Raw genomic sequence first — 25,475 nt, 5'->3', positions numbered from 1 at the left:
GATGTCGCCGCGAAATCGCCCGGGCAGCGGGTCAATTGCGCAGACGGACCAGCGCGATAGGGCATTCACTGCCGTGCAGCAGCGCGTGACCGGTCGATCCGAGCGCCATCCCGGGATATCCGCGGGTGCCGTGACTGCCGACCACCAGCAATTGCGCTCCCGCGGCGGCATCGAGCAGGATGCGGGCCGGATGCCCCTCCATGACAAGGGTTTTCACCTCGACACCGGGAAAGGCCGCGGCATTGCGGTCCAGCATGCCGGTCAGCAGTTCGACGGCCTGGCTGTGGCTGTCGCCGGACAGTTCTTCCCACGCGTGCACCACCAGCAGCGGCACATCGCGCCGCGAGGCCTCGTCGAAGGCGATCTCGAGCGCGCGCACGCTGTGCACCGACCCGTCGACCCCGACGACGACCGGTCGGTCCGAAATCGACTCGGTCCCACCGGGAACCACCACCACCGGCCCCCGCGCGTGCCGCGCCACGCCGGTGCTCACCGAGCCGAGCAGGCTGCGGTGGTAAGCGCTCATGCCGCGCACGCCGACCACCACGAAGTAGGCGGTCCCGGCCTGCGCCGACAGCACGGTGACCGCCGGCGCGTCGACGAGGAAGGTGCGAATGTCGGGAACCGGCCGGTCCCCCACCGCTTTCCGGGCGACCTCGACGGCATTGTCGAGCGCGTCCTGCGCGGTGCCGCGCAGCCGGTCGTGCAGCAGCCGGACCGGGCTCTCGTCCAGGGGCGCGTCGGCGACCGGGGGCACCGCGAACACCAGGTGCAGTGGCGCGCCCCGCAGGGCGGCGTCGACCGCGGCCCAGCGCACCGCGTGCAGTGCGGATTCGGAGGCGTCGACGCCCACCACGATCGACCGGTCGAGACTGTTGGCAGGCACCGCGTTCCGCCTCCTCCCAGGCCCCCTCCCCGGGCGATCCTACGGACCGACCACCCGGTCTCGCGGCTGACTCGCCGTGGGCAGTCCGACCACGAAGATCGGCTGCCCGGGACTCATGGTCGCCGACTGATCCCGCAGGATCTGCCACATCAGGGAATACGGCACCCCGGTCACCGCGTCACGCAGCCGCATGACCGTGGGCGCGCCGGTGAGAATGCCATGATCGCCGGTCCAGATTCGCCGGAACGGCTCGAACCGCCCGAGTTCGGCCAGCACCCGCGCGTCCTCCTCGGTCTCGCCCTCCTCCATGGCCAGCAGCCCGCGCAGGGTCGAGATCGCATGGCGCAGCGAGCCGGTCCAGTCGACGAGGACATGCCGCGCGAGATCGTCGGTGAGCATCCAGTGCAGGAAATTGCCGTCGTCGCCGAGCCCGGGGAACGTGCGCAGATGGACGGCGTTGGCGGCCAGCACGTTCAGGCGACGGTCGAGATAGGCCGCGGGATGCGGCAGGTGGACGTCGAGGTTGTCCAGCATGGCCGCGGTCAGCGACGGCTCGTCGCGCGGCGGGGCGTGCTGCCCGAGCGCGGCCAGGTCGTGCAGGTGCCGGTATTCGGCCATGGTCAGGCGGGCGACCCGGTCCAGGTAGCGGACCATGGCGGTGAGCACCTGTTCGGTGGGGCGGCCGCGTTCCCCGCGTTCCATCCGGGTGATGTAGCTGGCGCTCACCCCCGCCCCGAAGGCCAGCCGTTCCCGCGAGACTCCCCGCCGCTCGCGCAGTCGCCGCAGCGTGCCGCCGAAATTCGGCGGCACGGGTGGGCCGGGGTCGTGGACCCCGCCGCGATGCTCATGCCCTGCGCCGCCGATGGTCGACTCGGTCATCATCCCGCCCCCGGAATTCGCCCATCCGCCATGGATGGACCCTGAACATGTGGCTACTTCCTAGCAGCCTGCTTCAGGGTCGGCAACTCGGGAATCCGGCAGAAATTGGGGCAGCGCTGCGAATTTACAGTTTCGGACAGAAAATACGGCCGTGACGGGCGGAATTTAGCGGACCGGCCGGTCCCTATCCGGTGTCCAGCCCCCTACGACAACCGGTCGGTCGAGGAGATGTGCCCCGGCGGGCGTGGATGCCGATCGCCGAACCCCGGCTCCGCACGGGTGGATTCCGTGGTGGCCTGCGACCACCGCGACGTGGCTTCCCGGCCCGCGCCCCGAATCCCTTGCCCGCGATGTCGGCGCAACCCGTGCCCGGCTGGACGAAACCGACTGTGGGAGCGGGTATTCCGCGCGGACATTAGTGGGCCATTGGTCGATTGTTGGTGGGCCCGGCGAATCTCGGGTCGTACCGAACGACCACCGGTACCGAACGATCAAGGGACGACATCATGCGATACCGGATTCTGACCCTCGCCCTCGCCGCCGCGGCGCTGGCGGGCTCGACCGCCGCGTTCACCGGCGCCGCCGGCGCGACCGCGCCGTGGTGCACCACCTCGCGGATCCAGGCCTCGGTGACCGCGGGCGAGCAGCTCGGCTCCAACCTGCGCACCGCGAACATCACGCTGCGCAATATCTCCGCGCAGACCTGCCGCACGCAGGGATACCCGGGCGTGGACCTGGCGGTGTGGGGACAGCCCGGGCAGCACGCGGCGCGCAACGGCGCGACCGGCCACCCCATCGAGCTCGCGCCGGGACGATCGGCGTCGGCCACGCTCACCTACACCTACGGCGGGACCGACTGGATCGCCAACGAACTGATCGTGACCCCGCCCGACAACACCCGTCCGCTGCGCCTGTACTGGGATTGGCGCAAGCTCGGCGCGGTGACCTTCGGCCAGCCCGGCTCGGTCACCATCGGCCCGCTGCGCGCCTGACTCCCGCTGTCCCTGGCGGCGTGTCGAGAATTGGTGTCGGTTGGACGACGGATCGGTGGAGACACAGCCCGTCGGCGTGGCTGCCGCGTCACGCCCACCGATGCTGATCCACTGATCATGATCATCGGCACCCGGTGAAGGAGGCACGCGATGGCAGTGCGACGCCGTCAACTACTGCTCGGATTCGCCGGAGCGGGCGGGCTCGTACTCGCGGGCTGCGGCCGGGAGCCGTCGACACCGCCCACGCCCGCCAAGATTCGCTTCGAGCCCGCACCGGCCCCACAGCCGGTGTCGGCCCGCGCGCCCGGCACGGTCGCCGTCACCGACGGCACCCTGACCTCGGTGGAATGGCTCGACGAGACCGGCCGCCCGCTGCCCGGCGCACCGGCCGCCGATCGGAAGAGCTGGGTCAGCGCCGAACCGCTCGGCTACGGCCACACCTACACGGTGAAGGCCGTGGCCAAGGGCGAGACCGGCGATATCACCGCGACCGCGAATTACACGACGCCCCAGCCGGATCGGATCGTCGACGTCTCGCTGCGGTCGGCGAATCAGGTGGAGCTCACCGAAAACGATACGTACGGCGTCGGTTTCGTGCTCGTCGCCCATTTCACCGAGGCCGTGGACCGGACGGCCGCCGAATCCGCGCTGAAGGTCGTGACCGCCCCCGCTGTCGCGGGGGCCTGGTACTGGCTCGACGATCGCAACGCGCACTGGCGGCCCGAGCTCTATCACGCGCCCGGCACCCGGATCACGGTGACGGCGGACCTGTTCGGCATCCCGCTCGGCGACGGCGCGTTCGGCCTGCGCGACCAGCGGGTGTCGGTGACCATCGGCGCGGCCCACGTGGCGATCGCCGACGACGACACCAAGATGATCGACGTCTTCGACAACGGAAACCTGGTGCGCTCCATGCCGACCTCGATGGGCATGGGCGGCTCCGCGGTGATCGGCGGACGCCGGCTGTCGTTCTGGACCCGGCCGGGCACCTACACGGTGCTGGACAGCTCGGATCCGGTGATCATGGATTCGGCGAGCTACGGCCTGCCCACCAACGCCAGCCTGGGATACCGGACCACCATCCATCACGCGGTGCGGATCAGCCACGACGGCATCTACGTCCACGAACTGGCGCAGAGCATGTGGGCGCAGGGCAATACCAATGTCTCGCACGGCTGCCTCAATATCTCCCCCGACGACGCCACCTGGTTCTTCGACTTCGTCGTCCCCGGCGATGTGGTGGAGGTCCGCAATACCGGCGGCGAGCCGCTCGATATCTGGCAGAACGGCGACTGGTCGGTCCCGTGGCCGGAGTGGCAGCAGGGCCGGGCCCAGTCCTGATCTAGCGGCGCGCGCCGACGATCCGCAGCGCGAGATCGACGTAGTAGTCGCCGATCTCCTCCGGCGAGAGCGGCCCGTCGTCGCGGTACCAGCGGGCCAGGTCGATGCCCAGCGACAGCAACGCCACCGCGGCCATGCGCGGATTCGGGTTGTCGAACACGCCCGCCGCGACGCCGCGTTCGATGAGCTGCCGCATCTCGGTGTCGATGACGCGGCGGATGTCCTTGATCTCCCGCTGATGTTCGGGGCTCAGGGCGGCGAGCTCATAGTTGACGACCCGCGCGCCGGTGTGGCCGCGCGCGTGGTCGATGGCGAAATCCCGCATCACCGCGACCAATTGCTCCACCGGATCGTCGGAGGTGGACAGTGCGTCGCGCAACCGGGCCAGGGTGTTCTCGTGCCCGGCGCGCGAAACCTGGTAGAGCAGTTCCTCCTTGGACCGGTGGTGCACGTAGATGGCCGCGGTGCTCAATCCGGCGATCGAGGTGATGTCGCGGGTGGTGGAGCCGTGGAAGCCGCGCTCGGCGAAGGCGACGATCGCAGCGTCCAGCAGCCGTGCCCGCGTCTCGTCCGCGCGCGAGCGATCCTCTGATCCGGTCACCGGTACAGTCTCGCAGCCACCGGAGAACTTCCGGCGCGCGGCTAGCGGGCGCGCTTTCCCCAGTCGGGGTCGCGGCGGCGCAGTTCCCATTGGGCGATGGATCGCTTGTGCACCTCGTCGGGGCCGTCGGCCAAGCGCAGAGTGCGCATGTGGGCGTACATGTTGGCGAGCGGGAAGTCGTCGGAGACGCCGGCGCCGCCGTGCACCTGGATGGCGCGGTCGATCACCTTCAGCGCCACGTTCGGGGCCGCGACCTTGATGGCGGCGATCTCGGTGCGGGCGGCCTTGTTGCCGACGGTGTCCATCAGGTAGGCGGCCTGCAGGGTGAGCAGCCGGGCCATATTGATCTCGATGCGCGCCTCGGCGATCCAGTCCTGGACATTGGCCCGGTTGGCCACCGGCTCGCCGAAGGTGACGCGGGACTGCGCCCGGTCGATCATGAGGTCCAGGGCCCGTTCGGCCATGCCGACGGCTCGCATGCAGTGGTGGATGCGGCCGGGGCCCAGGCGGGCCTGGCTGATCATGAATCCGTCGCCCTCACCGGCGAGCAGGGCGGTGACGGGGACGCGCACGTTCTCGAAGAGCACCTCGGCGTGGCCCTCGCGGTCCTGGTAGCCGAAGACCGGCAGTCCGCGCAGCACGGTGACGCCGGGGGTGTCCATGGGCACGACCATCATCGACTGCTGGCGGTGGGTGGGCGCGTCCGGATCGGTCTTGCCCATCACGATCATGACCTTGCAGTTCTTGTGCAGGGCATTGGAGGTCCACCATTTGCGGCCGTTGAGCACGTACTCGTCGCCGTCGCGTTCCATGCGCAGCTGGATATTGGTGGCGTCGGAGCTGGCGACCGCGGGTTCGGTCATGGCGAACGCCGAGCGGATCTCGCCGTCGAGCAGCGGGCGCAGCCACTGTTCCTTGTGTTCGGGGGTGCCGAACAGGGTCAGCACCTCCATATTGCCGGTGTCGGGGGCGTTGCAGTTGGTGGCCTCGGGCGCGAGAACCACACTGCGGCCCATGATCTCGGCCAGGTGCGCGTATTCCAGGTTGGTCAGGCCCGGGCCCCATTCCGGGTGCGGGTGGAAAAGGTTCCACAGCCCGCGCTTGCGGGCCTCGGTCTTCAGCTCCTCGAGCACCGGCGGATGGAAGTGCGGATCCCCGGATTCCGCCATCTGCGCCTCGTACACCGCTTCGGCCGGGTAGACGCGCTCGTCCATGAAGGCGAGCAGCTCGTCCCGGTATCCGCGGGCCCGCTCCGACAGCTCGAACATCGACAACTCCTGATCGTGGGTCGCACACAGTGGTTACTGTCTCGCCAGGAACGTTATCCGAACTTGATTCCGGATTCAAGTATGGTTCCTTGGCGCTTCATGTGGGTTGTGCACCAACAGATTTCGCTTCCCCTGAGCCGTCCCGGCTGCTGAGCGGATACGAAAACGGTGCCGTGACACCGGGTGTCACGGCACCGTTTTCGGGCGGAGCGGCCGGAGTCGGATGTACCTGGCCCCGACTCCGTGCCCCGCCATCGGCGGATCGATCAGGGTGGCGAGCGTCGCGCGGTGACGCCCTGCGCTTCCCCGACCGATCCGGTCCACCTCGGCGCGCCCGAGGTACGGGGCAGGGTTTCCACCGCGCGCCGGAGTTCGTCTCGGACCGTGCCGGTCATCGGCCGCTCTTCCTGACGGCGTCGATCCCGGCCAGCAGCAGGGGTTCGACGGCGTCGCCGATGGCATCGAATCCGGCGCCCACGGTCTGGCCGTGCAGGTAGCGGTAGTGGATGCCTTCGAGGATGGCGGCCAGTTTGAAGGCGGCCAGCCCCTGGTAGAACCCGAGGTTCGCGAGGTCGCGGCCGCTGCGCTCGGCGTAGCGGGCGAGGGTCTCGGCCTCGGTGAGATAGCCGGACGCGCCGGACATGTCGCCGGGCACGCCCAGATCGCCCAGCCGCTGATACAGCACCAGCAGCGCGACATCGGTGAGCGGGTCGCCGACGGTGGCCATCTCCCAGTCGACGACGGCGGCCACCCGGTCCTGCGCGTCGACGAGGACGTTGTCGAGCCGGTAGTCGCCGTGCACGATGCCGTCCGGCGACTGCTCGGGCTGCTCCGCGGCGAGCAGCGCGTACAGCGCCTCGGCGGCGGGCAGGTCGCGGGTGTAGGAGGCGTCGAGCTGCTTCTTCCAGCGGTGCACCTGCCGGGCCAGGAAGCCGCTCGCCTTCCCGAAGTCTCCGAGCCCCACCGATTCCGGGTCGACTCTGTGCAGTGCGGCCAGCGCGTCGACCATGCCCTCGGAGATCACGCGGGTCCGTTCGGGTCCGAGCGCCTCGAGTTCGGCCGCCTCCCGATAGGGCACGCCCGCAACGTTTTCCATGAGATAGAACGGCGCGCCCAGGATCTCGGGATCGGTGCACAACACATAGGTGCGCGGGACCGGGACGGCGGTGTCGGCCAGGGCGCTCATGACCCGGAACTCGCGACCCATATCGTGCGCGGTGGCCAGCACGTGCCCCAGCGGCGGGCGGCGCAGAATCCATTCGGAGACGCCGTCTCCCACCACATAGGTGAGATTGGAGCGGCCGCCCGAGATGAACCGTCCGGCCAGCGGACCGGCCGCGAAGCCGGGCCGGGCGCGCTCGAGCCACGCGGCGAGGCGGGTCAGGTCCAGCCCGGGCAGCTCGCCGCCGGCCGGGGCGCTGTTCGGCGCGCTCATCACGGCACCAGCAGGGCGACGTGCTCGGCGACACAGGCCGGTTTGGCGGAGCCGTCGATCTCCACGGTGACCCGCGAGACCAGTTGCGCGCCCGCGTTCGTCGGAGTCAGCGACACCAGCTCCACCCCCGCCCGGACGCGGGAGCCCACCGGCACCGGGGCGGGGAACCGAACCTTGTTGGTCCCGTAGTTGATTCCCATCGACAGCCCCTCCACGGTGTAGACGCTGTGGGCGAGCATCGGCAGCAACGACAGGGTCAGGAAGCCGTGCGCCACGGTCGCACCGAACGGTCCGGCGGCGGCGCGCTCGGGGTCGACGTGGATCCACTGGTGGTCGCCGGTGGCGTCGGCGAACATGTCGATCTGAAGCTGAGTCACCGTATGCCAGTCGCTGTAGCCCAGATGGGTGCCGACCGCCTTCTCCAGCTCGGGCAAACCCTCGAATACCTGCATCGCTCGCGTTCCTTCCGTTCCGATTGCGCTGCGCCGCTAGTTCTTCGGCCCGCCGGCCACGTAGATGACCTGGCCGGACACGAAGCCCGCGCCGTCGCTGACCAGGAACGAGACGGTGTGCGCGATGTCCTCCGGCTTGCCCGACCGCGCCACCGGGATGGTGGCGATCAGAGCCTGGCGGAAGTCCTCGAAGGACATGCCCAGGCGTTCGGCGGTGGCGTGGGTCATCTCGGTCTCGATGAAGCCGGGCGCGATCGCGTTGGCGGTGACGCCGAACTTGCCGAGTTCGAACGCGAGTGTCTTGGTGAAGCCCTGGATCCCGGCCTTGGCGGCGGCGTAATTGGCCTGGCCGCGATTGCCCAGCGCCGAGGTGCTCGACAGGTTCACGACGCGGCCGAAGTTCTGCTCCACCATGTACTTCTGCACGGCCTTGGTGCACAGGAACGCGCCGCGCAGGTGCACGCCCATGACGGCGTCCCAGTCGTCGACGGTCATCTTGTACAGCATGTTGTCGCGGATGATGCCGGCGTTGTTGACCAGCACGGTCGGGGCGCCGAGCTCGGCGGCCACCCGTTCCACCGCGGCGGTCACCGACTGCTCGTCGGACACGTCCGCGCCGATGGCGACGGCCCGGCCACCGGCCGCCTCGATGTCCGCGACCACCGGTTTGCAGGCGGATTCGTCGAGATCCAGCACGGCGACGGCCATCCCGTCGGCCGCCAGCCGCCGCGCCACGCCCGCGCCGATGCCGCGCGCGGCCCCGGTGACGATCGCTACCCGCTGTGTTTCGTTGCTCATAGGGTTCTCCCGAGGGGATTAGGGGGTGTAGACGACACGGCCGACGGTCTTGCCGTCGGCCAGGCGCTGGACGGCGCCGGCGAGGTCCGCCAGGGCCAGTCGCTCACTGATGAGGGGGCGGATCGCGCCGTCAGCGGCCAGCCGGGTCAGTTCCCGGTGGCAGTGGGCGACCGCCGCGCGGTCGTGGGTGTTGTAGAGACCCCAGTGCAGTCCGACGATCGAATAATTCTTCACCAGCGCGTGGTTCAGGGCGGCGCTTTGGATCTCTCCGCCCGCGAAACCGACCACCAGGACGCGGCCCTCGAACGCGACGCACTTGGTCGACCGCGCGTAGGTGTCGCCGCCGACCGGGTCGTAGACGACGTCCGCGCCGCGGTTGTCGGTGGCGGCCTTCACGATCTCGACGAAATCCTGTGTCCTGCGGTCGATCACGATGTCCGCGCCGAGTTCGCGGGCGTACTCCGCCTTCTCGGGCCCGCCGACCACGCCGATGACCCGGGCGCCGGCGGCCTTGCCGAGCTGGATGGCGGCGCTGCCGACACCGCCCGCGGCCGCGTGGACGAGCAGGGTCTCCCCCGGGCGCAGGGCGGCGCGCCGATGCAGGCCGAACCATCCGGTCTGGTAGCCGATGTACAGGGCCGCGCCCTCGGCGTCGTCGAGATCCGGTGGCGCGGAGAAGGTCTGGTTCGCGTTCATCACCGCGTATTCGGCGAACGCGCCGTGCGGCAGGGCGGTCCCGCCGAGCACGCGCTCGCCGACGGCGAATCCGGTCACGTCCGCGCCGAGGGCCACCACCTCACCGCACAGCTCGACGCCCGGCGTGAACGGCAACTCCGGCCGCACCTGGTACCGGCCGCGGCACATGAGGACATCGGGGAAGTTCGCCGCCGCACCGAGCACCCGCACGACCAGCTGCCCGGGCCCGGCCTCGGGACGGGCGACCGTGTCCAGGCGCATGACCGTCGCGGGTTCACCCAGTTCGTGGACCCGCCACGCCGACATGTCCGCCACTAGACGCCACCGGTGAGGGTGATGCCGCCGTCGACGACGAGCAATTGCCCGGTGAGCCAGGCGGAGTCGGCCGACAGCAGGAACGCGACCACGCTCGCGATGTCCTCGGGCACACCCAAGCGCTTGAGCGGGTACGTGGCCGCGATGGCTTCCTCGCGTCCCTCGTAGAGCGCGGTCGCGAACTTGGTCTTCACCACCGCCGGAGCGACCGCGTTCACCCGGATGTCCGGGCCGAGTTCGACCGCGAGCTCCTGGGTGATGTGGGTCAGCATCGCCTTGCTCGCGCCGTAGAAGCCGATCCCGGGCGCGGGCTTGAGCCCGGCCACCGAGGAGACGTTCACGACCGCGCCGCCGTGATCCTTCATCCACGCGCCGTACGCCTGCTGCACCCACGACAGCGCGGCCAGGCAGTTGACCTCGACGATCTTGCGGGCGGCCTCGAGGTCGAGCTGCATCATGGTCCCGTAGACCGGGTTGATGCCGGTGTTGTTGACCAGCAGGTCGGCGCTGCCGAAGGTGTCGACGGCCCGCTTCACCACCTCGGCCTGATGGGCCACATCGTCCGCGCGCCCGGCCACGGCCAGCGCCTTGTCCGGTCCGCCCAGCGCGGCCACCGCCTCGTCGAGCGCCTCCTGCTTGCGGGCGGTGATGACGACCCGCGCACCCTCGTCGACCAGGCGCTGCGCGATGCCGAGCCCGATCCCGCGGCTCGCGCCGGTGACGATGGCGGTCTTGCCCTCGAATCTGGTCATGTGAGAGTCCTCCGATGGTCGGTGCGGTCCGGCGAGCAGGCAACTTACTAAGCGCTTAGTTCTTCGGACACCATGCTGGAAAAGCCCATCCCGGTCAATACCGGCAGTATCGAACCCCACGTGTGATCTGTCGCACACGCCGAGTGAAAGTGCAGTTCATACACCGGCTATCAGGCCATTGTTGAAACCTGATTCAGATCTGCGGCCGTCGGCGCGACCGCACGCGCGGCTAGCGGCGCAGCCGTCGGTTCGGCGGCGCGGGCTCCGAGCGCGCGAACTGCCCGGGGGTCTGTCCCTTCCAATCGCGGAACGCCGTCGCGAACGCCGACACGCTGGTGTAGCCGAGGCGCGTGGCCACCGTGTCGACGGTGAATCCGGTGGCCAGCAATTCCTCCGCGAGCAGGCCCGTCGTCTCGCAGGCGAGTTCCCGGAAGGTGGTGCCCTCGTCCGCCAGGCGGCGGCGCAGGGTGCGCACGCTCATGTGCAGGTCGGCGGCGATGGTGGCCTGGTCGATGGCGCGGCCGTGGCGCATGAGCAGGGCGCGCACCTGGCCGGCCAGCCCGACCCGGGCGCGGCGGCGTTCCACGATCTCGGCGCACAGCTGCTCGTACTGGCGGCGCAGCATCGAATTCGCCTGCGGCATAGGGCGTCGCAGGTCGGCGGCGTCGAGGACCAGCACGTCGGCGGGCCGGTCGTAGCCGATATCGCCGATCCCGAGCAGCATGCCGACCGCCTCGTAGACCGGCGCGTAGGGCAGGGTCAGCTCCAGGCGGTGCACCCGGATGTCCCAGTTCAGCAGCTCGCGCTGGATGATGCGCAGGGCCGCCAGGTCGCGTTCGATGGCGAAGCGGCGCAGTCGTGGCGGCGCCGGCTCGGTGTCGAGGGTGACCAGCACCCGGCCCTGCGCGTCCTCGATGCCGAATCGGCAGTAGGCGAAGGACAATTCGGCGTGCCGCGCCCACAGCTCGGCCATCTCGCGCACGGTGGAGCAACTGCTCATGGCGATGCCGAGGCTGCCGAGCATGCTCAGATGCACCGAAAACCCGGCCAGCAGGCCCAAACCCGGCTCGTCGCCGGTGGCGTCCAGGATATTCTCGATGAGCCGGAACTCCTGGGCGATATCTATCTCGATGTCCGGGTCGTCCAGATCGGCCTCGGTGAGCCCCGTCCCGGCCAGGACGGCGGCTCTGGTCATCGCGCGGCTAGCGGCGAACTCGACCAGCACGGCAGCGCTGTGTATCGAACGGACACACCAGGAGTCGTCGAGCATGTCGCAGATGATCTCCCATCCGATCGCCGCGACTGGCCCAATTGAGCAATTCTTCAGCTAATTTCGAGCGACCTCGGGCGTGTCGCCCGCGCGCCCCTTGTCCGCGCCCCGCGCGCCGCACGGCACGCGCGTCCGTGGCGTGGCCCAAAACCGCAGAGGCGTGACCCCGCGGTACACCCCGGACGCGACGACCTCCGCCCTAGCCTTGTCGACGTTGGCCGCTCGCCCTTGGCGGCCTCCACGGTTCCGCGCGCACCACGGGACCGGACGCTGTACACGGCAGTCCCCCTCGGCGGGCGTGGTACCCAACCAGGCACATCCTGCCGCGACCGCCGAGGACCCGCAGCCCCTTCGGACCCGGCGGAGACCAGCCCACCGAGGACATCCCCCGCATCACCGACCGACCCGCGCTATGCGCGCCCGATTCCGAACGCGCGCAAGGTGCCCAATACCACGCCCGGCGGCACCAGCACCCACACCCACCACGGGTAGAGCCACTCCAGGGTGACCCCGAGCAGCAGCCACACGACCAGGCTCAGCCCGCTCAGCGACAGCCACACGATGGTCAGCACGGTCATGGCGATCCGCCCGCCCGAGGGTCCGGGCTCCTTGTGCTGCGGCAGATCCGCCTCCACCACGGTCAGTTCGCCGCGGGTGCGGGCCTGCCAGATCGCCTGCACCCGGGTGTCGTACTCGCCGAGGTCGAGCAGCCCGGCATCGACGGCCTTGCGCAGCCGTTCCTCACCCGCCCGACGCTCGGCATCGGAGATCCGAATGTCGTTGGGGTGCAATGGTTCGTTCACCGCATCGATCCTGCCACTCCGGGCTCCGACGCGCCCCGTTTCCGATCAGGGGCGGGACGTCAGCGCGCCCATCGTGAGCGCCACCAGCCGGGCGATGCCCGCGTCGTCGCCCGCCTCGGCGGCCGCGCCGAGGGCGTGCAGGCTGTAGGTGGCGAGTTCGGCGGCGGGCATGTCGTGGCGCAGGTCGCCGGAACGCACTCCCTCCTCGACCAATTGACCGATCAACTCGCGAAGCTGGTTGTGCGCGTGGACGACCTGCTCGTCGGGGTGCAGGAAGGTCACCAATTCCCGGTCATGGCCTCGGCTTTGCCGGGCGATGTGCGCGTAACTGGTGAGCACCGCCGCCAGCCGCTCTCCCGGCGTGCCCACACCGTCGCGTACCGCGGCGAGTTCGCGCAGATGTCCGTCGATGCGGCGCACGTGCCAGGTCCGCAGGATGGTCTCGACATCGGAGAAGTATTTGTACAGCGTGGCCCGCCCGATCCCGGCCCGCTCCGCGATCTGCGACATCGTCACCCCGCGCAGCCCGCGATCGGAGGCCAGCGCGCCCGCCGCGTCCAGGATCGCCTCCCGCACCTGACTCCGGTGCGCCTCGATCGTCTCGTTCCACAGCTTCGGCACAGCTCGACTATACGTACTGACCCCCATCCGAATAGAGAGTATCGACCATGGACACTCTGTCTCGATGAGATGGATGTTGCCACGCCGCAACGGATTCAGGGCGGCATCGAGCGCGACCTCGAGCGGCTCGGCCGCCGGTCCCCTGTCGGACCAGCGGCCGATGACCGATCCTCAGCGCACGTAGGACAGGATGCCCATCATGCCCGCTTCGCCGTGATAGGCGTTGTGGCAGTGCAGCATCCACTGGCCGGGATTGTCGGCGTCGAAGTCGACTTCGACGGTCTGCATGGGCGTGACGATGGAGGTGTCCTTGCGCGGGCCCGTGCCGTCGCGGTTGACGACCTGATAGGTGTGGCCGTGCAGGTGCATGGGGTGGAACATCATCGACTGGTTGCGGAAGCGCAGGCGGATGCGCTGACCCTGGGAGACGTTCAGCAGGGCGTGGTCGGGATAGGCCTTGCCGTTGATGGTCCAGACGTAGTTCTTCCTGTCGGAGCCGAGGGTGACGTCGAGGGTCTGGTCGGGCTGTTTCGCCTGGAGCCGAACCGGTTCGGCGGAGGTCAGGCGGTCCGCGGTGAGCGGGGCGACGGCGAGTTCGGCGGGTTGCGCATCGGCCGGGGGCGGGGTGCCGCCGCCGGTGCGGACCAGCGCGAAGGCGCGGCCGTTCTTGCCTTCGGCGGCGGCGACCAGCGGGAAGACGCCGCCGGTCAGTTCGACGATGGCGTCGTAGCGCTCGCCCATGCCGATGAGCAGGCTCGCGGTGGTGACGGGCCGCACCGGGAAGCCGTCGGTGTGGGTGACGCGCAGTTGATGCCCGCCCAGCGCGACCCGGAACGCGGTGTCGGCGGCGGCATTGATGATCCGCAGCCGCATGCGCTGACCGGGCCGGGCGGTGAATACCGTTGGGTCGGTGCCGAGTTTGCCGTTGACGAGGAAGTACGGGTAGGTGACGTCGCCGGCGTCGGAGCCGAGCGGCGCGTTGGGGTCGGCCGACCTGGCCATGCCGCCTCCGCCCATGGTCATGCCGCCGTGGTTCATGCCGGAACCGCCCATGGTCATCCCCGCCATGCCCTGGTCCCGCAACTGCCGCAACTCCTGGTCGGGGTCGCGGCCGTCGACGCCGTCGAGCCAATCGTCCAGTACCACTACGGCTTCCACGTCGTAGTCCTTGCCGTCGGCCGGATCCTCCACGATGAGCGGCGCGTACAGGCCGCGGTCGAGTTGGACGCCGACGTGCGGGTGGAAGAAGTAGGTGCCGGGGTCGGGCGCGGTGAACTCGTAGCGGAAGGTCCCGCCGGGCGCGATCGGCGGCTGGGTGACGTCGGGGACGCCGTCCATGTCATTGCGCAGGGCGATGCCGTGCCAGTGCACGGTGGTCGGGGCGGGCAGTGCGTTGGCGACGTCGGCGCGCACCACTTCGCCCTGGGCGACACGGATTTCGGGTCCGGGCACCCGGCCGCCGAAGGCCCAGGTCGGCACCCGCACGCCACCCAGGTCGACCACGGTCGGTTCGGCGCGCAGGCTCAGCTCGCGCACGCCCGCGCCCGCCGCGCGGCGAGCGGCCTCGGCGGCACGGACGGCCTCGGAGTCGGGTGTCACGAGACCACGGGTCGCGGCCGGGTTCTTCGAGCAGGCGGCCAGCGTCGCGGCGGCCGCGGCGCCGGCGCCGACGGCGAACAGCCCGCGCCGGGTCAGCGGACGCGCGAGCGGGGAACGGTTGGAGGACATGATTTCTCCCTGAGTCGTCGGGTTCTGGGCGCGCCCACGCAGGGCGTCGGCCGGGATCGGAAGGTCGGCCGCGAACCCGGGTCCGGGCGCGGCGCACGACCTGTCAGATCCGCAGAATCGACAGTTCGGAGAGGGAGAGCGAGGTCCAGGGCGGGGGACGTTCCCGGTGAATCCGCCAGGACGCGAACGCGGGCGGACGGAGATCGCGGGACCGATCGGCGATCCAGTGCAGGAGGACCAGGCCGATGCCGAGCGCCAGACCCGTAAGGATCAGGTAGTCACATCCGTGCGAGCTCGTGTGCCCGCCGGAATGATCACCGTGGGGATCGGGCGCGTGACCCGAGGCCGTCATCGATGCGGCCGTCACCACGCTCGGCGCGGAGGCCGCGGGCATATCGTGGCCGACCGAGAACACCCCGGCGTGCATGGCCGCGATCCCGAGCAACAGCGCCAGCACACCGAGCAGCCGGACGTATCCGGTCGCTCCCGGCGCAACGCGCTGATCAGCCACGTCCGCCATGATAGCCGCCGACGGACGGCAACCCCCCAGGGGTATCGAACGCCACAGTGCCCGGACCGGCGGCTACAGCAGGCTGTCGGTGGCCAGCCGGGCCAGGCAGGTGTCGAGAACATCGGCGGCGGAACCGGATTCCTCGCCCGCGGCCCACAGTTCGGTGGCCAGCCGCACCGCGGTATTGGCCATGGCCGCGGCCAAGGCCACATCGAGGTCGTCGTCGGTGCGGCCGGTGCGGGCGGCGATGATCGGGATGAGCTGGGTCTCGCAGTCGTACTGCACGCGCAGCCAGGTCGCGCGCAGCGCCGGGAGCTGGGTGGCGGCCCGCACCAGTGGCCGCAGCCGGTTCTCGACGATGCCCTCCGCGGCCAGCGTGCCCAGGGTCGCGACCCGGTAGGACCGGCTCAGCGCCTCACGCAGCGGCAGTTCCGGCGGGCAGGCGGCCAGTTCGTCGGCCCAGGCCTGGGTGCCGATGGCCAGCAGTGGCGCGACCACGTCCTCCTTGCCCGCGAAATAGCGGTAGAAGGTGCGCAACCCCATCCCGGCGGCCGCCGCGATCTCCTCGACCGTGGTTGTGGCGTAACCGTTTTCGATGAACAGGTGCGCCGCCACCGTGGCCACTTCGCGGCGGGTGGCCGCGCGACGGGTCTCGCTCAGGGCCGGTCGCCCGGCGCGGTTTCGCTCGCTGCTCACCCGGGGAACTGTACCGAGGCCGAAAACGTTTCCTGGCGTCGCGTGCCATTTTCGGCATATCGTGTCAGAAACTAGCTTCACCGACGAAGCTGGTTCCACCGATCAGGAAGTGACCCATGAACCGTCTCGAGCAGCGCCGCATTCTGGTTACCGGCGCCGGATCCGGCATCGGCCAGGCCACCGTCCTCCGCCTGCTGTCCGAAGGCGCGGTCGTCGCCGGGGCCGACGTCAATGTCGAGGGCCTGGAACTGACCCGCAAGCAGGCCGCCGAGGCCGGTACCGACGCCCGGCTGACCACGGTCGAGCTGAACGTCGGCCAGGAGGCCGAGGTCGTCGCCGGGGTGCGCACCGCCATCGAGGCGCTGGGCGGGCTGGACGCCGTCGTGAACGCGGCGGGCATCCTGCGCGCGGCCCACACCCACGAAACGTCGCTGGATCTGTGGAACCAGATCATCGCGGTCAACCTCACCGGCACCTTCCTGGTGATCCGGGAGGCCCTGCCCGCACTGCTGGCGAACCCGCGCAGCACCATCGTCAACTTCAGCTCCACCTCGGCCAGCTTCGCGCACCCGTACATGGCCGCGTACTCGGCGAGCAAGGGCGGCATCCAGAGCATGACCCACACGCTGGCCCTGGAATACGGCAAGCAGGGTCTGCGCGCGGTGTGCGTGGCGCCCGGCGGCATCAAGTCCGGCATCACCGACGCGACCCCCGGCTACTTGCCGCAGGACTCCGACTGGTCGCTGTTCGGCCGCCTGATCGCCGTGCTGCCGCAGGACAATCCGGAAGAGCTGGCGGGCCCGGAGAACGTGGCGGGCGTGATCGCCATGCTGGTCTCCGACGACGGCCGCTTCATCAGCGGCACCGAGATCCGCATCGACGGCGCGGCGCACACGTAATCACCTGGCGCACAATCGCTTCGAATACGGCTGGGCCCCGATCGGTGATCCGATCGGGGCCTCGCCACCTCGGCCGGGTGGCCGGCACGACTAACTCGCGGCGCCGACCAGTCCGCGCACGATGCCGTCCGCGGTGCCCGACGGCCATTCCAGCGCCGCGTCGAGCTTGGCCAGCAGATCCTCGGCGGGCTCCTCGATCAGGCACCGCTCGATCTGACTGATCGCCCCGGCGGACGGACCGCCCTTCTTGGCCACATCGGCCTGCGTCCAGCCGTTCTCCTTGCGCCGGGCCTTGACCCGTTCGGCCAGCGCCTTGATATCGCGCTGCCCGGCAGTGGATTCCGAAGCCACAGCCGCGGCATCCCGCTCCGCGACCGGCTGCGCCGCGACGGCCACCGGCTCGGCGGCGACGGCCGCGTCCCGCTTCCCCTGCGCGGCCTCCGGCCGCGTCTTCCCGGAAGTCATCAGTCCCTGCGTAATGAGCCGAGACCGCTTCCGCCTACCCATCTTCCCCATACACCGCTCCTCGATCCGCATCCCAGCCTTCGCTGAAGCACCGGATAGGTTGCCATAAGTTCGCGAGAATCCCTCGCCATCGGCGAATGTCGGCGTGGCAACACGCGAAAGCGGCAGATACCGAGGAGTATCTGCCGCTTTCGGGGTGAATGCCGGATCAGTCGGCGAGGGCGTAGCCCGCGTCGGCGACCGCGGTGGCGAGGACGCCGGGCGCGATCGGGGCGTCGCTGTCGACGACGACGCGGCCGCTGTCGACGTCAACGTTCACGCCGGTGACGCCGGAGATCTTGCCGACCTCCTTGCTCACGGAGTTCGCGCAGCAACCGCAGGTCATTCCGGTGACAGTGACGGTGGTGGTGCTCATGACGTGGCGCTCCTCTTCGCTCGGGACAGCCGGTTCCGGCTGCCTTCTCGTGGCTACCATACCCCCCTATGGTATTTAGTCAACAGGTTCGACCCTCCCCGGGGCCCGTGGGCCGCATCACAGGAACCAATGTTGCATATACCCCATGGGGGTATTAACGTCCCTCCTGTCGAACACCACGAAGAGGAGAATTCCGATGCGATCCACCCCCATGCTCAGCTCCCTCTTCCGCAATCGGGACTATCTGCGGCTGTTCACCGCACAGGTCTCGGGCCTCTTCGGCACCGGATTGACCACCGTCGCACTGGGTTTGCTGGCCTACGATCTTGCGGGCGGCGCGGCCGCCGCGGTGCTGGGGACCGCGCTCACCATCAAGATGCTGATGTACGTGACCGTCGCGCCGGTGGTCGCCGCCTACGCGCACCGCCTGCCTCGCCGCGGCTTCCTGACCGGGCTGCATCTGGCGCGTGCCGCCGTCGTGCTGGCGCTGCCGTTCATCGATCAGATCTGGCAGATCTACGTCCTGATCGCGATCCTGCAAACCGCCTCGGCCGCATACACACCCACCTATCAGGCGGTCATCCCCGACATCCTGCCCGACGAGCGCGAGTACACCCGCGCGCTGTCGGCGGCGCAGCTGGCCGCCACCATGGAGACGCTGCTGAGCCCCATGCTCGCCGCGGCCGCGCTGACGGTCATGAGCTTCCACTGGCTGTTCGTGGGCACCGCGATCGGCTTCGCGGTCTCGGCCGTCCTGGTGCTGGCCACCCGGATCCCGAATTCGACTGCCACCGGCGGTGATTCGTTCCGGGAGCGGATCACGGCCGGGGTGCGCATCTTCGGCGCGACCCCGCGGCTGCGCGGACTGCTCGGCTTGAATCTGGTGGTCGCGGCGGCCGGTTCGGTGATCATGGTCAATACCGTCAACTACGTCCGCGACACCCTCGGCGGCTCCCAGTCCGGGGTGGCGATACTGCTGGCGGCCAATGGTTTCGGCACCATGCTGGTGGCGCTGTCGGTTCCCCGCGTGCTGGATCGGATCGGCGCGCGCCCGGTCATGCTGGCCGGCGCGGTCACCCTGCTCACCGGCCTGGCCGCCGCCATCGCGCTGTCACCGGCGGACGCGGGTGGCTGGCGATGGGTCGCGGCCGTGGCGGTGTGGGCCACCGTGGGCGCCGGGACCGCGGCCATCCTGACCCCGACCGGTCAGGTGCTGCGCCGATCCTCGCAGGCATCGGATCGTCCCGCGCTGTTCGCGGCCCAGTTCTCGCTCTCGCACCTGGCGTGGCTGCTGACCTACCCGGTCACCGGATGGCTCACCACCACAGCGGGATTCACGGTCACGTGGGTGACCCTGGCGGTGCTGGCGACGGCGGGCATCACCGTGGCGGCGCGGCTGTGGCCGCGCGAGGATCCGGAGGTGATCACGCACCTGCACCCGGTCGGCAGCATCGATCCGGAGCGGCTGGGCGACGCGGAACTGCGGGCCGACGGCTTCTACGTCCACACCCACCCGTACGTGATCGACGCCGATCACCTGCGGTGGCCGGTCCGGACGCGGCGGGGACTCGAGGTTCCGACCGCGGCCTGAGGCCGGACGACCGACGGCAGGCACCCACCCCGGTGCCTGCCGTTTTTCTATTGCCCACCGACCCGACACCGGCGAGCGCCGGTACAGAGCAGGTTTGTGGGAGCGGCGCGGCGGGCTCAGCGATGCGGTCACCTGGCTGGTCCTCGACGAGCCGGCGACCTTGCGGCAGTACCGGAGCACATCGGGCACTCCCCCGACGGCCGCCGAGCTGGACGCCGCGGGCCGCCAACCACGCCGACCCCACGGCCGGAATCCGCCAACCACGCCGACTCGACGGCGGCGGATGATCGGATTCACCACTCCATCAGGCAGACTCGGAGCCGATAAACCGAACCTTGCTTCGAGGAGTAACCGTATGCGCAAAATCCTGCCCGCTTCCCTCCTGGCCGCCAGCGCCATCGGCGCCATGCTCGTCCTCCCCGCCGGCACCGCCAGCGCCCTCTCCCCCGCCTGCCAGACCGCCGGCGACATCTACAACAGCTACGGCTCCCTGGGCCCGAGCCCGCAGCAGCGCAGCGAGGTCGCCGACCGCCTGCGCGCCATCGAGGCCTCCGGTGACGAGCGCACCGCCATCGACAACTTCGCCAACGCCCTCGCCAACGGCGACGTCGCCCAGATCAGCAGCATGGGCGTCCTGCTGAACGGCATCTGCGGCCGCGGCTAGTCCGCGCACTCCGCAGCGCGCTGCGGGCCGGGTCACCAGACGGTGTCCCGGCCCGCAGCGTCTCCGTTCCAGGGGTGGATCGAGCCTGGTCACTTCAATGCGCATCCGCATGAACACCAAGCAGTGTGTGTGATGAGCATCACACTCTCTTCCCCTCGGGTGTGCGAGCGCGAATTCTCGGGTGATGTCGATTGCTCGGAGTTCGCTAGCATCGGGCCTGATCACCGCCGCCATTGCCGTCGGCACGCTGACCGCCGGCACGGCCTCGGCCGACGTGACGGTGCCGCTGGGCGGCGGCTCCGGCATCGTGCTCGGCAACAGGGCGATCTGTTCGCTCACCACCATCGGGTACGACGACGCGGGCAGGCTCGTGGGATTGACCGCGGGCCACTGCGCGCCCACGGGCACCAAGGTGGAAGCGGAGATCAACCGCGGCGCGGGCCCCATCGGCACGGTCGCCTACTCCGACAACGGCCGGGACCTCGATTACGCCGTCATCGAATTCGATCCCGCCCGTGTCGTTCCCACCCGCACCGTCGGCGGCAGCACCATCGCGGGCACCGCCCCGACCCCGGGCCCGGGCGCCCAGGTCTGCGTCAACGGCCGCAGCACCGGCTTCAACTGCAGCATCAACTGGGGCCCGTTCGAGGAAGTCGCCCTCAGCCAGACCTGTTCCAACCACGGCGATTCCGGCGGCCCCATCACCGCCGGCGACCGCCTGGTCGGCATGCTCCAGGGCGGCATCGTCGGCTACGACAACATCCCCCTCGACTTCCCCTGCATCACCCCCGCCAACCCCCTCCACTCCCCCGCCTTCTACCGCCCCATCGACCAGATCCTCACCGACATCAACGTCGCCGGCCGCCCCGGCGCCGGCTACCACCCCATCTGATCGACCCGATCCGTACACCGTGCGCCCCACAACCACGGGGGCCTGTAATGGTTACCGATCGGCTACCTATAGATCAGATGTCCAAGTGTTGATGCACCATCGGCCAGGGAGGTCGCCCGTGAAGGGTTTCGCAGCAGTTCTGACGGCAGGGGTCGCGGTAGCCGTTCCGTTCTTCGCCTCCGCTACCGCGAGCGCGGATGTGTGGCAGCCGGTGCCGGGGATCTCGATTCCGTTGCCGGACGGCCTGTTCACCGGGAGCGCGGGCGTGACGCCGTCGAAGCCTCCGGCGCCGGCGCACGTCGAAGGCGAGCCGTGTGATGACGGGCGCGGGACGTGGGTGCATCTCGATGGCGGGAATGCCGCGCATTACGGCACCGAATGGCTGTGCAAGACCAATTGAGTCGTCCCGCAAGGAAATCGAGCCGCAGGTCGATATGACATGGGGCTCGATTTCTTCGGCGGGTCATGAGCGGTATAGCGCGCGGGTCAGGTCGTTCGGGTCGAGCACCATCGGCTCGCCGTGGCCGGGGACGAGGATGCCCGCGGGTTGGGCAGCGAGTTGGAGGGCGCTCTCATGAGCGCGGGCTTCGATCCGCATGGGCGTCTCCTCTACGTCTCGATGCGGTGTTCGATGACACCGATGCCGTCGATTTCCAGGCGCAGGTCGTCGCCCGGTTCCAGCCAGCGGCCCAGTTCCATGCCGCTGCCGCCGGGCAGGGTGCCGCTGCAGAGCAGTTCGCCCGGATAGAGCTGTTCGCCGCGCGACACGTGCGCGATGGCCTCGGCCATCGAATAGCGCATGCCGTGGGTTCCGGTGCGCGACACGGTGTTCCCGTTGATGGTGACCGTCGCGATCAGGGAATCGAGCCGGTCGACGACCGCCGGTCCGGCGACCGCGGTCGCCGACATCGAGGTGATGAAGTGTTTGGACCGCTGCGGCCCGAAACCCGAACGCATCTCCGGCAGTTGCACGTCTCGGGCGGAGAAGTCATTGACCACGACGACCGCGGCGATGGCGGCCGCGGCCTGCTCGACGGTGGCGTCCCGCAATGGTTCGCCCAGCACGACGCCGAGTTCGAGCTCGAAATCCAGTGCGCGGGTGTACGGCGGCGCGGCGACCGGAACCCCGGACGGGACGATGGTCAGGGCGTTGGACATGTAGTAGATCGGCTGGGAGTACCACAGCGAGTGGGGCCGGAACGGCGGGAAGGTCCGGCGCGTGACCGCCTCGTAGAGCTTCGCGATCCGGTACCCGGACGGCATGAAGCGCTTGGTCAGCCCGCGGGCGGCGTCCACGGCGTGTTGCTCGAAGAGCATGAAGTCGCGGAACGAGGGCGGGCACACCGGCAGGACCGTGGCGCCGTCGGACAGTCCGAGGGCGTCGTAGCGCGCGATCTCGAAGTCGGTGGAGAACACGGACGGGATCACGGAAACTCCGCTGCCGCCGGTGGATTCGTCGAGGTCGCGCCAGCCGTCGCCGGTGTCGATCTGGGTGTCGATGCGGTGTTCGCCGCGATGGAGGATCCGCCGGGTTCGGGGCAGGGTCGTCGGGAGGGTCATCGTTTCGTCGCCTTCGCTTCGGATTCGACAGTGGGGGTGGAGGCCGGCAGGTGCTCGCGTAGGAACTGGGTGGTGAGCTCGGACCAGAGTGGGGCATGGCCCATGGCGCAGTGATCGTCTCCGGCGTACAGCGCCAGCACTCCGTGCGGGGCGTGGGCGGCGATATCGATCGAGTCCTGGGTGGCGGCCAGGGTGTCGTGGGTGCCGTTGATGATGAGGATCGGTATCGCGATGTCGCGATAGTGCTGTGCGAGTGAGAGTTTCGCAAGTTTTCCGGACAGCTCCAGCGGGCTCCGGGCGCCCGTGGTGGCGGCCAGGGTCGACACCATGATCTCCGGCAGGCCGATCGAGTTGCGCCCGCCGAAGCTGCGATGGGTGAGCGGACCGTTGGACACCGCGACCGAGAGCCGGTCATCGACCGCGGCCATGCGCGTCGACCAGTATCCGCCGAAGCTGAACCCCACCATGCCGATCCGGTCCGCGTCGATCCGCGGTTCGGCGGCCAGGAAGTCGATGACCTTCGTGTACACCTGCTGGGAGGCGGCCGAGAGCGGTCGGCGGTAGGAGTAGGTGCCGGGCATCTCCATGACGAACAGGCCGATACCCGAATCCCGCTGCGTCAGCATCGGAATGAGCAGTTCCGCGATCGTGCCCTCGAGTCCGTTGGTGACCAGTGCGGCGGGGGCGGGCGTCGCCGATCCGGCCGGAAGCACCAGCATGCCGCGCACTTGTTCGCCGTCCCCGACCGGGATGCGCACCACCTCGATGGTCACGCCCATCGCGGGCGCGAGAGCGAGCGTCAGGACCTCGCACAACCGGTGGGACCGCTCGTAGGCGCGCAGCCGCCGCGGAGTCCACCCGGGCCAGGCGGCGACGAACTCGTACACCAGCGCCTTGATCAACTCGTCCAGCGCGATCGCGGCATCGGTGGCCCCGGGATGCTCTGCGCAGAAGCGGGCCACCGCGGCGGGATCGGCGACTGTCCCCCGGTCGGCGAGGATCGTCACCGCCGGTGCGAGCAATTCACCGAGTTCGCGCAGGTCGACGGTGGCGTTCGGATCGGCCAGCCGCTCGGCCCGGGGTCCGCCCAACCGGAGGAGAGCCGCGTCGGCCAGGGCCAGGTGCTCGTCGGCGAAGCCTTCCCAGTGCCCGGCCCAGCGGGCGTCGTCGAAGGATCGGCATCCGGCCAGCCGGGCGCGGAACTCCTCGATCGGAATACCACCGAGGCAGGTGAACCGGTCCGCGAACAACCGAGGTAGGAAGGGGGCCACTCCCATCCGCTGAGCTGCGCGTTCGGTGGTGTGGGTCAAGGCTCGCGCGCTGACCATCACCTGCTTCCCCAGTTCCGGCAACGACGTCATTGTGCGCCTCCCACTCCAGCGGTTCGCAGAACCTTCTGCTTTTGTGAGCGTACGCACGGCGACTAGCTAAAAGCAAGACAATCTGCTTTAAATATCCTTATGACCGAACCCGAGAACGCCGCGCCACAACGCCGCCCCGGAGGCCGAGCGGCCAAGGTCACGGAGGCCGTCCACCGCGCCGTTCTCGAGGCTGTCACCGAGCAGGGCGTCGAAAACGTCGGCATCCCCGACATCAGCCGCCGCGCCGGAGTCCGCGACAGCTCCATCTATCGCCGCTGGGGCACCCGGGAGAACCTCATCCTCGACGTCCTCCTCACCGCCAGCGAACTCACCCTCCCCCTACCCGACACCGGCACCGCCCACGGCGACCTGACTGCTTTCGCCACCGCCCTGATCGGCTACCTCGACACCCCCCTCGGCGACGGCCTGGCCCGCGCCCTGGCCTACGTCGTCGACTCCGAGGAGATCGCCGAAGCCCGGAACACCTTCTGGGAAACCAGATATCGCGCGAACCAGCCAATCATCGATCGCGCCGTAGTCCGTGGTGAACTGCCACCCGACACCGACGGCCGCCTCGCCATCGAGCTACTGATCGCCCCAATCCACTTCCGCCACTTACTGACTCGCCGACCCGCCGATGCCGCGTTCGTCGATACCTTGGTCACCTCCATTCTCGGCGCGATGCGAACTGCGCCCGCGAAGCGCCCCCATCGCGCCTGAACGCACCGACGTCGATCCGACAGACGACGAACCCGGCCCCCTCTCGGCAGGACCGGGTTCGTGGCGTGAGGCCGCAGGTCAGTGCTGGTTGCCGTTGTTGTGGTGGTAGCCGCCCTCGCCCTGGTTGCCCTGGGTGCCGTGCGCACCCGGGCCACGGTCGTCGGTGCCCGGCTCGGCGTGGTTGGTGGGGGTGTGGACGATGTCGTAGTAGACGCTCGGGTCGGCGGCGTTGGGGGTGACGCGGTAGGTGAAGGCGTGCTTGTCGAGCTGGATGATGGGGACGACGCGGGTGAAGAGGACGTCGCCGGCGTCGTTCTTGGCGGCGATCCAGCGGGACGAGCCATCGGGGGCGACGGTCCAGTCGCCGTGCATCTTCGGGGTGTCGTCGAGGTTGTACATGGTGAACGTGCCGTCGGCCTTGAAGTAGGCCCAGCCCACGAAGTTCGACACGGCCGGGTTGTCCAGGGCGACGCGGTTGCCGTTCCGGTCCAGGGCGCCGGTGGTCTTCCACGGGGTGGAGGCCAGCACGGCGGACGGCGAATCCTCGTCCGGGGCGACCGCGGCGATGCCCGGAGCCTCCGGAGCGGCGAAGGCGGCGGCGGGCAGAACACCCACCGTGGCGACCACGAGGGTGGAGACGGCGACTGCGGTGCGGCGGGAGATCAGCGAGGTGATGTCCACCTGTTCAACGCTACGAATCGGGCCGCGACTCCCACACCAACCGATCGGCTACACCTGCACGCGCTGATGAGTTGACGCTCGAACGCCTGGACAGCAGCGCGGACGCTGGGACGCGAAGCGCGGGACATACTGAAATACCAGCTTTTCGATTCGTACGCGCGGGGTCTCGCTACGCGGTTACCG

At 69.5% G+C, this 25,475-nt stretch carries 29 protein-coding genes; 8 read left to right on the top strand and 21 right to left on the bottom strand.

The annotated features are described in order from the left end of the window. Window positions 1-31: 31 nt before the first annotated feature. Together ACQPYY_RS13695 and ACQPYY_RS13690 are read right to left on the bottom strand one after the other, a co-directional pair. A complete protein-coding gene (locus ACQPYY_RS13695) occupies window positions 32-886 on the bottom strand; it encodes a universal stress protein (RefSeq protein ID WP_433594022.1) in 855 nt (284 codons plus the stop codon). Between the two features lie 39 nt (window positions 887-925). Then, window positions 926-1,765, bottom strand: coding sequence for a helix-turn-helix domain-containing protein (locus ACQPYY_RS13690; protein ID WP_379097377.1), 840 nt, complete (start codon window positions 1,763-1,765; stop codon window positions 926-928). Window positions 1,766-2,271: 506 nt separating this feature from the next. Here ACQPYY_RS13690 and ACQPYY_RS13685 point away from each other — a divergent pair. Then, on the top strand, window positions 2,272-2,757 hold the full coding sequence (locus tag ACQPYY_RS13685; RefSeq protein ID WP_379097374.1) for a DUF4232 domain-containing protein: 486 nt from the start codon (window positions 2,272-2,274) through the stop codon (window positions 2,755-2,757). Between the two features lie 150 nt (window positions 2,758-2,907). Beyond that, window positions 2,908-4,098, top strand: a complete 1,191-nt coding sequence (locus ACQPYY_RS13680) for an Ig-like domain-containing protein (protein WP_433594021.1) — start codon at window positions 2,908-2,910, stop codon at window positions 4,096-4,098. A gap of 1 nt (window position 4,099) precedes the next feature. Here ACQPYY_RS13680 and ACQPYY_RS13675 read toward each other — a convergent pair whose 3' ends face one another. The 13 genes from ACQPYY_RS13675 to ACQPYY_RS13615 form a co-directional block, all read right to left on the bottom strand. After that, window positions 4,100-4,699, bottom strand: a complete 600-nt coding sequence (locus tag ACQPYY_RS13675) for a TetR family transcriptional regulator (RefSeq protein WP_433594020.1) — start codon at window positions 4,697-4,699, stop codon at window positions 4,100-4,102. A 41-nt stretch (window positions 4,700-4,740) separates the two neighbouring features. After that, window positions 4,741-5,973: an acyl-CoA dehydrogenase family protein gene (locus tag ACQPYY_RS13670; RefSeq protein ID WP_379097366.1), complete on the bottom strand. Its 1,233-nt coding sequence runs from the start codon at window positions 5,971-5,973 to the stop codon at window positions 4,741-4,743. 385 nt (window positions 5,974-6,358) lie between these two features. After that, a complete protein-coding gene (locus ACQPYY_RS13665) occupies window positions 6,359-7,402 on the bottom strand; it encodes a phosphotransferase family protein (RefSeq protein WP_433594019.1) in 1,044 nt (347 codons plus the stop codon). Next, entirely contained in the window at window positions 7,402-7,854 is a 453-nt protein-coding gene (locus ACQPYY_RS13660) for a MaoC family dehydratase (RefSeq protein WP_433594018.1), read from the bottom strand. The genes ACQPYY_RS13665 and ACQPYY_RS13660 overlap by 1 nt, the downstream gene beginning before the upstream one ends. Before the next feature lie 36 nt (window positions 7,855-7,890). After that, a complete protein-coding gene (gene fabG / locus ACQPYY_RS13655; RefSeq protein ID WP_433594017.1) occupies window positions 7,891-8,652 on the bottom strand; it encodes a 3-oxoacyl-ACP reductase FabG in 762 nt (253 codons plus the stop codon). An 18-nt stretch (window positions 8,653-8,670) separates the two neighbouring features. Further along, window positions 8,671-9,654 (bottom strand): NADPH:quinone oxidoreductase family protein, encoded by a 984-nt coding sequence (locus ACQPYY_RS13650; protein WP_433594016.1) that lies wholly within the window; start codon window positions 9,652-9,654, stop codon window positions 8,671-8,673. An 8-nt stretch (window positions 9,655-9,662) separates the two neighbouring features. Beyond that, window positions 9,663-10,415, bottom strand: a complete 753-nt coding sequence (locus tag ACQPYY_RS13645) for an SDR family oxidoreductase (protein WP_357285453.1) — start codon at window positions 10,413-10,415, stop codon at window positions 9,663-9,665. A 229-nt stretch (window positions 10,416-10,644) separates the two neighbouring features. Beyond that, complete coding sequence (locus ACQPYY_RS13640) at window positions 10,645-11,610, bottom strand: AraC family transcriptional regulator (protein ID WP_433594015.1); 966 nt, start codon at window positions 11,608-11,610, stop codon at window positions 10,645-10,647. 485 nt (window positions 11,611-12,095) lie between these two features. Continuing rightward, window positions 12,096-12,488, bottom strand: a complete 393-nt coding sequence (locus tag ACQPYY_RS13635) for a DUF1707 SHOCT-like domain-containing protein (RefSeq protein WP_433594014.1) — start codon at window positions 12,486-12,488, stop codon at window positions 12,096-12,098. 45 nt (window positions 12,489-12,533) lie between these two features. Continuing rightward, on the bottom strand, window positions 12,534-13,109 hold the full coding sequence (locus ACQPYY_RS13630; RefSeq protein WP_433594013.1) for a TetR/AcrR family transcriptional regulator: 576 nt from the start codon (window positions 13,107-13,109) through the stop codon (window positions 12,534-12,536). Between the two features lie 171 nt (window positions 13,110-13,280). After that, window positions 13,281-14,837 carry a multicopper oxidase family protein gene (locus ACQPYY_RS13625; protein ID WP_433594012.1) on the bottom strand — a complete coding sequence of 519 codons (1,557 nt, stop codon included), beginning with the start codon at window positions 14,835-14,837 and terminating at the stop codon, window positions 13,281-13,283. A 103-nt stretch (window positions 14,838-14,940) separates the two neighbouring features. Next, a complete protein-coding gene (locus ACQPYY_RS13620; protein ID WP_433594011.1) occupies window positions 14,941-15,348 on the bottom strand; it encodes a DUF6153 family protein in 408 nt (135 codons plus the stop codon). A 72-nt stretch (window positions 15,349-15,420) separates the two neighbouring features. Further along, window positions 15,421-16,044 carry a TetR family transcriptional regulator gene (locus ACQPYY_RS13615; protein WP_357285467.1) on the bottom strand — a complete coding sequence of 208 codons (624 nt, stop codon included), beginning with the start codon at window positions 16,042-16,044 and terminating at the stop codon, window positions 15,421-15,423. Window positions 16,045-16,160: 116 nt separating this feature from the next. On the opposite strand from ACQPYY_RS13615, the gene ACQPYY_RS13610 reads away from it, so the two are divergent. After that, window positions 16,161-16,943 (top strand): SDR family NAD(P)-dependent oxidoreductase, encoded by a 783-nt coding sequence (locus ACQPYY_RS13610; RefSeq protein WP_379097335.1) that lies wholly within the window; start codon window positions 16,161-16,163, stop codon window positions 16,941-16,943. 90 nt (window positions 16,944-17,033) lie between these two features. Here the strand turns inward: ACQPYY_RS13610 and ACQPYY_RS13605 are convergent, their stop codons facing one another. Next, complete coding sequence (locus ACQPYY_RS13605; RefSeq protein WP_433594010.1) at window positions 17,034-17,408, bottom strand: helix-turn-helix domain-containing protein; 375 nt, start codon at window positions 17,406-17,408, stop codon at window positions 17,034-17,036. Window positions 17,409-17,616: 208 nt separating this feature from the next. Further along, complete coding sequence (locus ACQPYY_RS13600; protein WP_433594009.1) at window positions 17,617-17,823, bottom strand: heavy-metal-associated domain-containing protein; 207 nt, start codon at window positions 17,821-17,823, stop codon at window positions 17,617-17,619. A gap of 196 nt (window positions 17,824-18,019) precedes the next feature. Here ACQPYY_RS13600 and ACQPYY_RS13595 point away from each other — a divergent pair, with 196 nt between their 5' ends. From ACQPYY_RS13595 to ACQPYY_RS13580, 4 genes are all read left to right on the top strand, one after another. Next, entirely contained in the window at window positions 18,020-19,414 is a 1,395-nt protein-coding gene (locus tag ACQPYY_RS13595; protein WP_433594008.1) for an MFS transporter, read from the top strand. Window positions 19,415-19,769: 355 nt separating this feature from the next. After that, window positions 19,770-20,078: a hypothetical protein gene (locus ACQPYY_RS13590; protein WP_379097330.1), complete on the top strand. Its 309-nt coding sequence runs from the start codon at window positions 19,770-19,772 to the stop codon at window positions 20,076-20,078. A gap of 184 nt (window positions 20,079-20,262) precedes the next feature. Continuing rightward, the gene (locus ACQPYY_RS13585) at window positions 20,263-20,970 is read left to right on the top strand and encodes a S1 family peptidase (RefSeq protein WP_433594007.1); all 708 of its coding nucleotides are present in this window, start codon (window positions 20,263-20,265) and stop codon (window positions 20,968-20,970) included. Window positions 20,971-21,088: 118 nt separating this feature from the next. Beyond that, window positions 21,089-21,370: a hypothetical protein gene (locus ACQPYY_RS13580; protein WP_433594006.1), complete on the top strand. Its 282-nt coding sequence runs from the start codon at window positions 21,089-21,091 to the stop codon at window positions 21,368-21,370. Between the two features lie 63 nt (window positions 21,371-21,433). Here the strand turns inward: ACQPYY_RS13580 and ACQPYY_RS13575 are convergent, their stop codons facing one another. From ACQPYY_RS13575 to ACQPYY_RS13565, 3 genes are read right to left on the bottom strand one after another with little or no spacing between them, the layout of a single operon-like run. Then, window positions 21,434-21,568: a hypothetical protein gene (locus ACQPYY_RS13575; RefSeq protein WP_433594005.1), complete on the bottom strand. Its 135-nt coding sequence runs from the start codon at window positions 21,566-21,568 to the stop codon at window positions 21,434-21,436. Between the two features lie 11 nt (window positions 21,569-21,579). After that, window positions 21,580-22,530: a fumarylacetoacetate hydrolase family protein gene (locus ACQPYY_RS13570; protein WP_433594004.1), complete on the bottom strand. Its 951-nt coding sequence runs from the start codon at window positions 22,528-22,530 to the stop codon at window positions 21,580-21,582. Further along, window positions 22,527-23,891 carry an alpha/beta hydrolase family protein gene (locus tag ACQPYY_RS13565; RefSeq protein WP_433594003.1) on the bottom strand — a complete coding sequence of 455 codons (1,365 nt, stop codon included), beginning with the start codon at window positions 23,889-23,891 and terminating at the stop codon, window positions 22,527-22,529. The genes ACQPYY_RS13570 and ACQPYY_RS13565 overlap by 4 nt, the downstream gene beginning before the upstream one ends. 99 nt (window positions 23,892-23,990) lie before the next feature. Here ACQPYY_RS13565 and ACQPYY_RS13560 point away from each other — a divergent pair, with 99 nt between their 5' ends. Next, window positions 23,991-24,611, top strand: a complete 621-nt coding sequence (locus ACQPYY_RS13560; protein ID WP_433594002.1) for a TetR/AcrR family transcriptional regulator — start codon at window positions 23,991-23,993, stop codon at window positions 24,609-24,611. Window positions 24,612-24,689: 78 nt separating this feature from the next. Here ACQPYY_RS13560 and ACQPYY_RS13555 read toward each other — a convergent pair whose 3' ends face one another. Then, complete coding sequence (locus tag ACQPYY_RS13555; protein ID WP_433594001.1) at window positions 24,690-25,292, bottom strand: DUF4822 domain-containing protein; 603 nt, start codon at window positions 25,290-25,292, stop codon at window positions 24,690-24,692. Window positions 25,293-25,475: the final 183 nt, after the last annotated feature.

Origin of the sequence: Nocardia sp. CA-145437 (genome assembly GCF_050956485.1) — a bacterium.
Classification (GTDB): Bacteria; Actinomycetota; Actinomycetes; order Mycobacteriales; family Mycobacteriaceae; genus Nocardia.
This window is presented reverse-complemented; position numbering and strand designations above follow the sequence as displayed.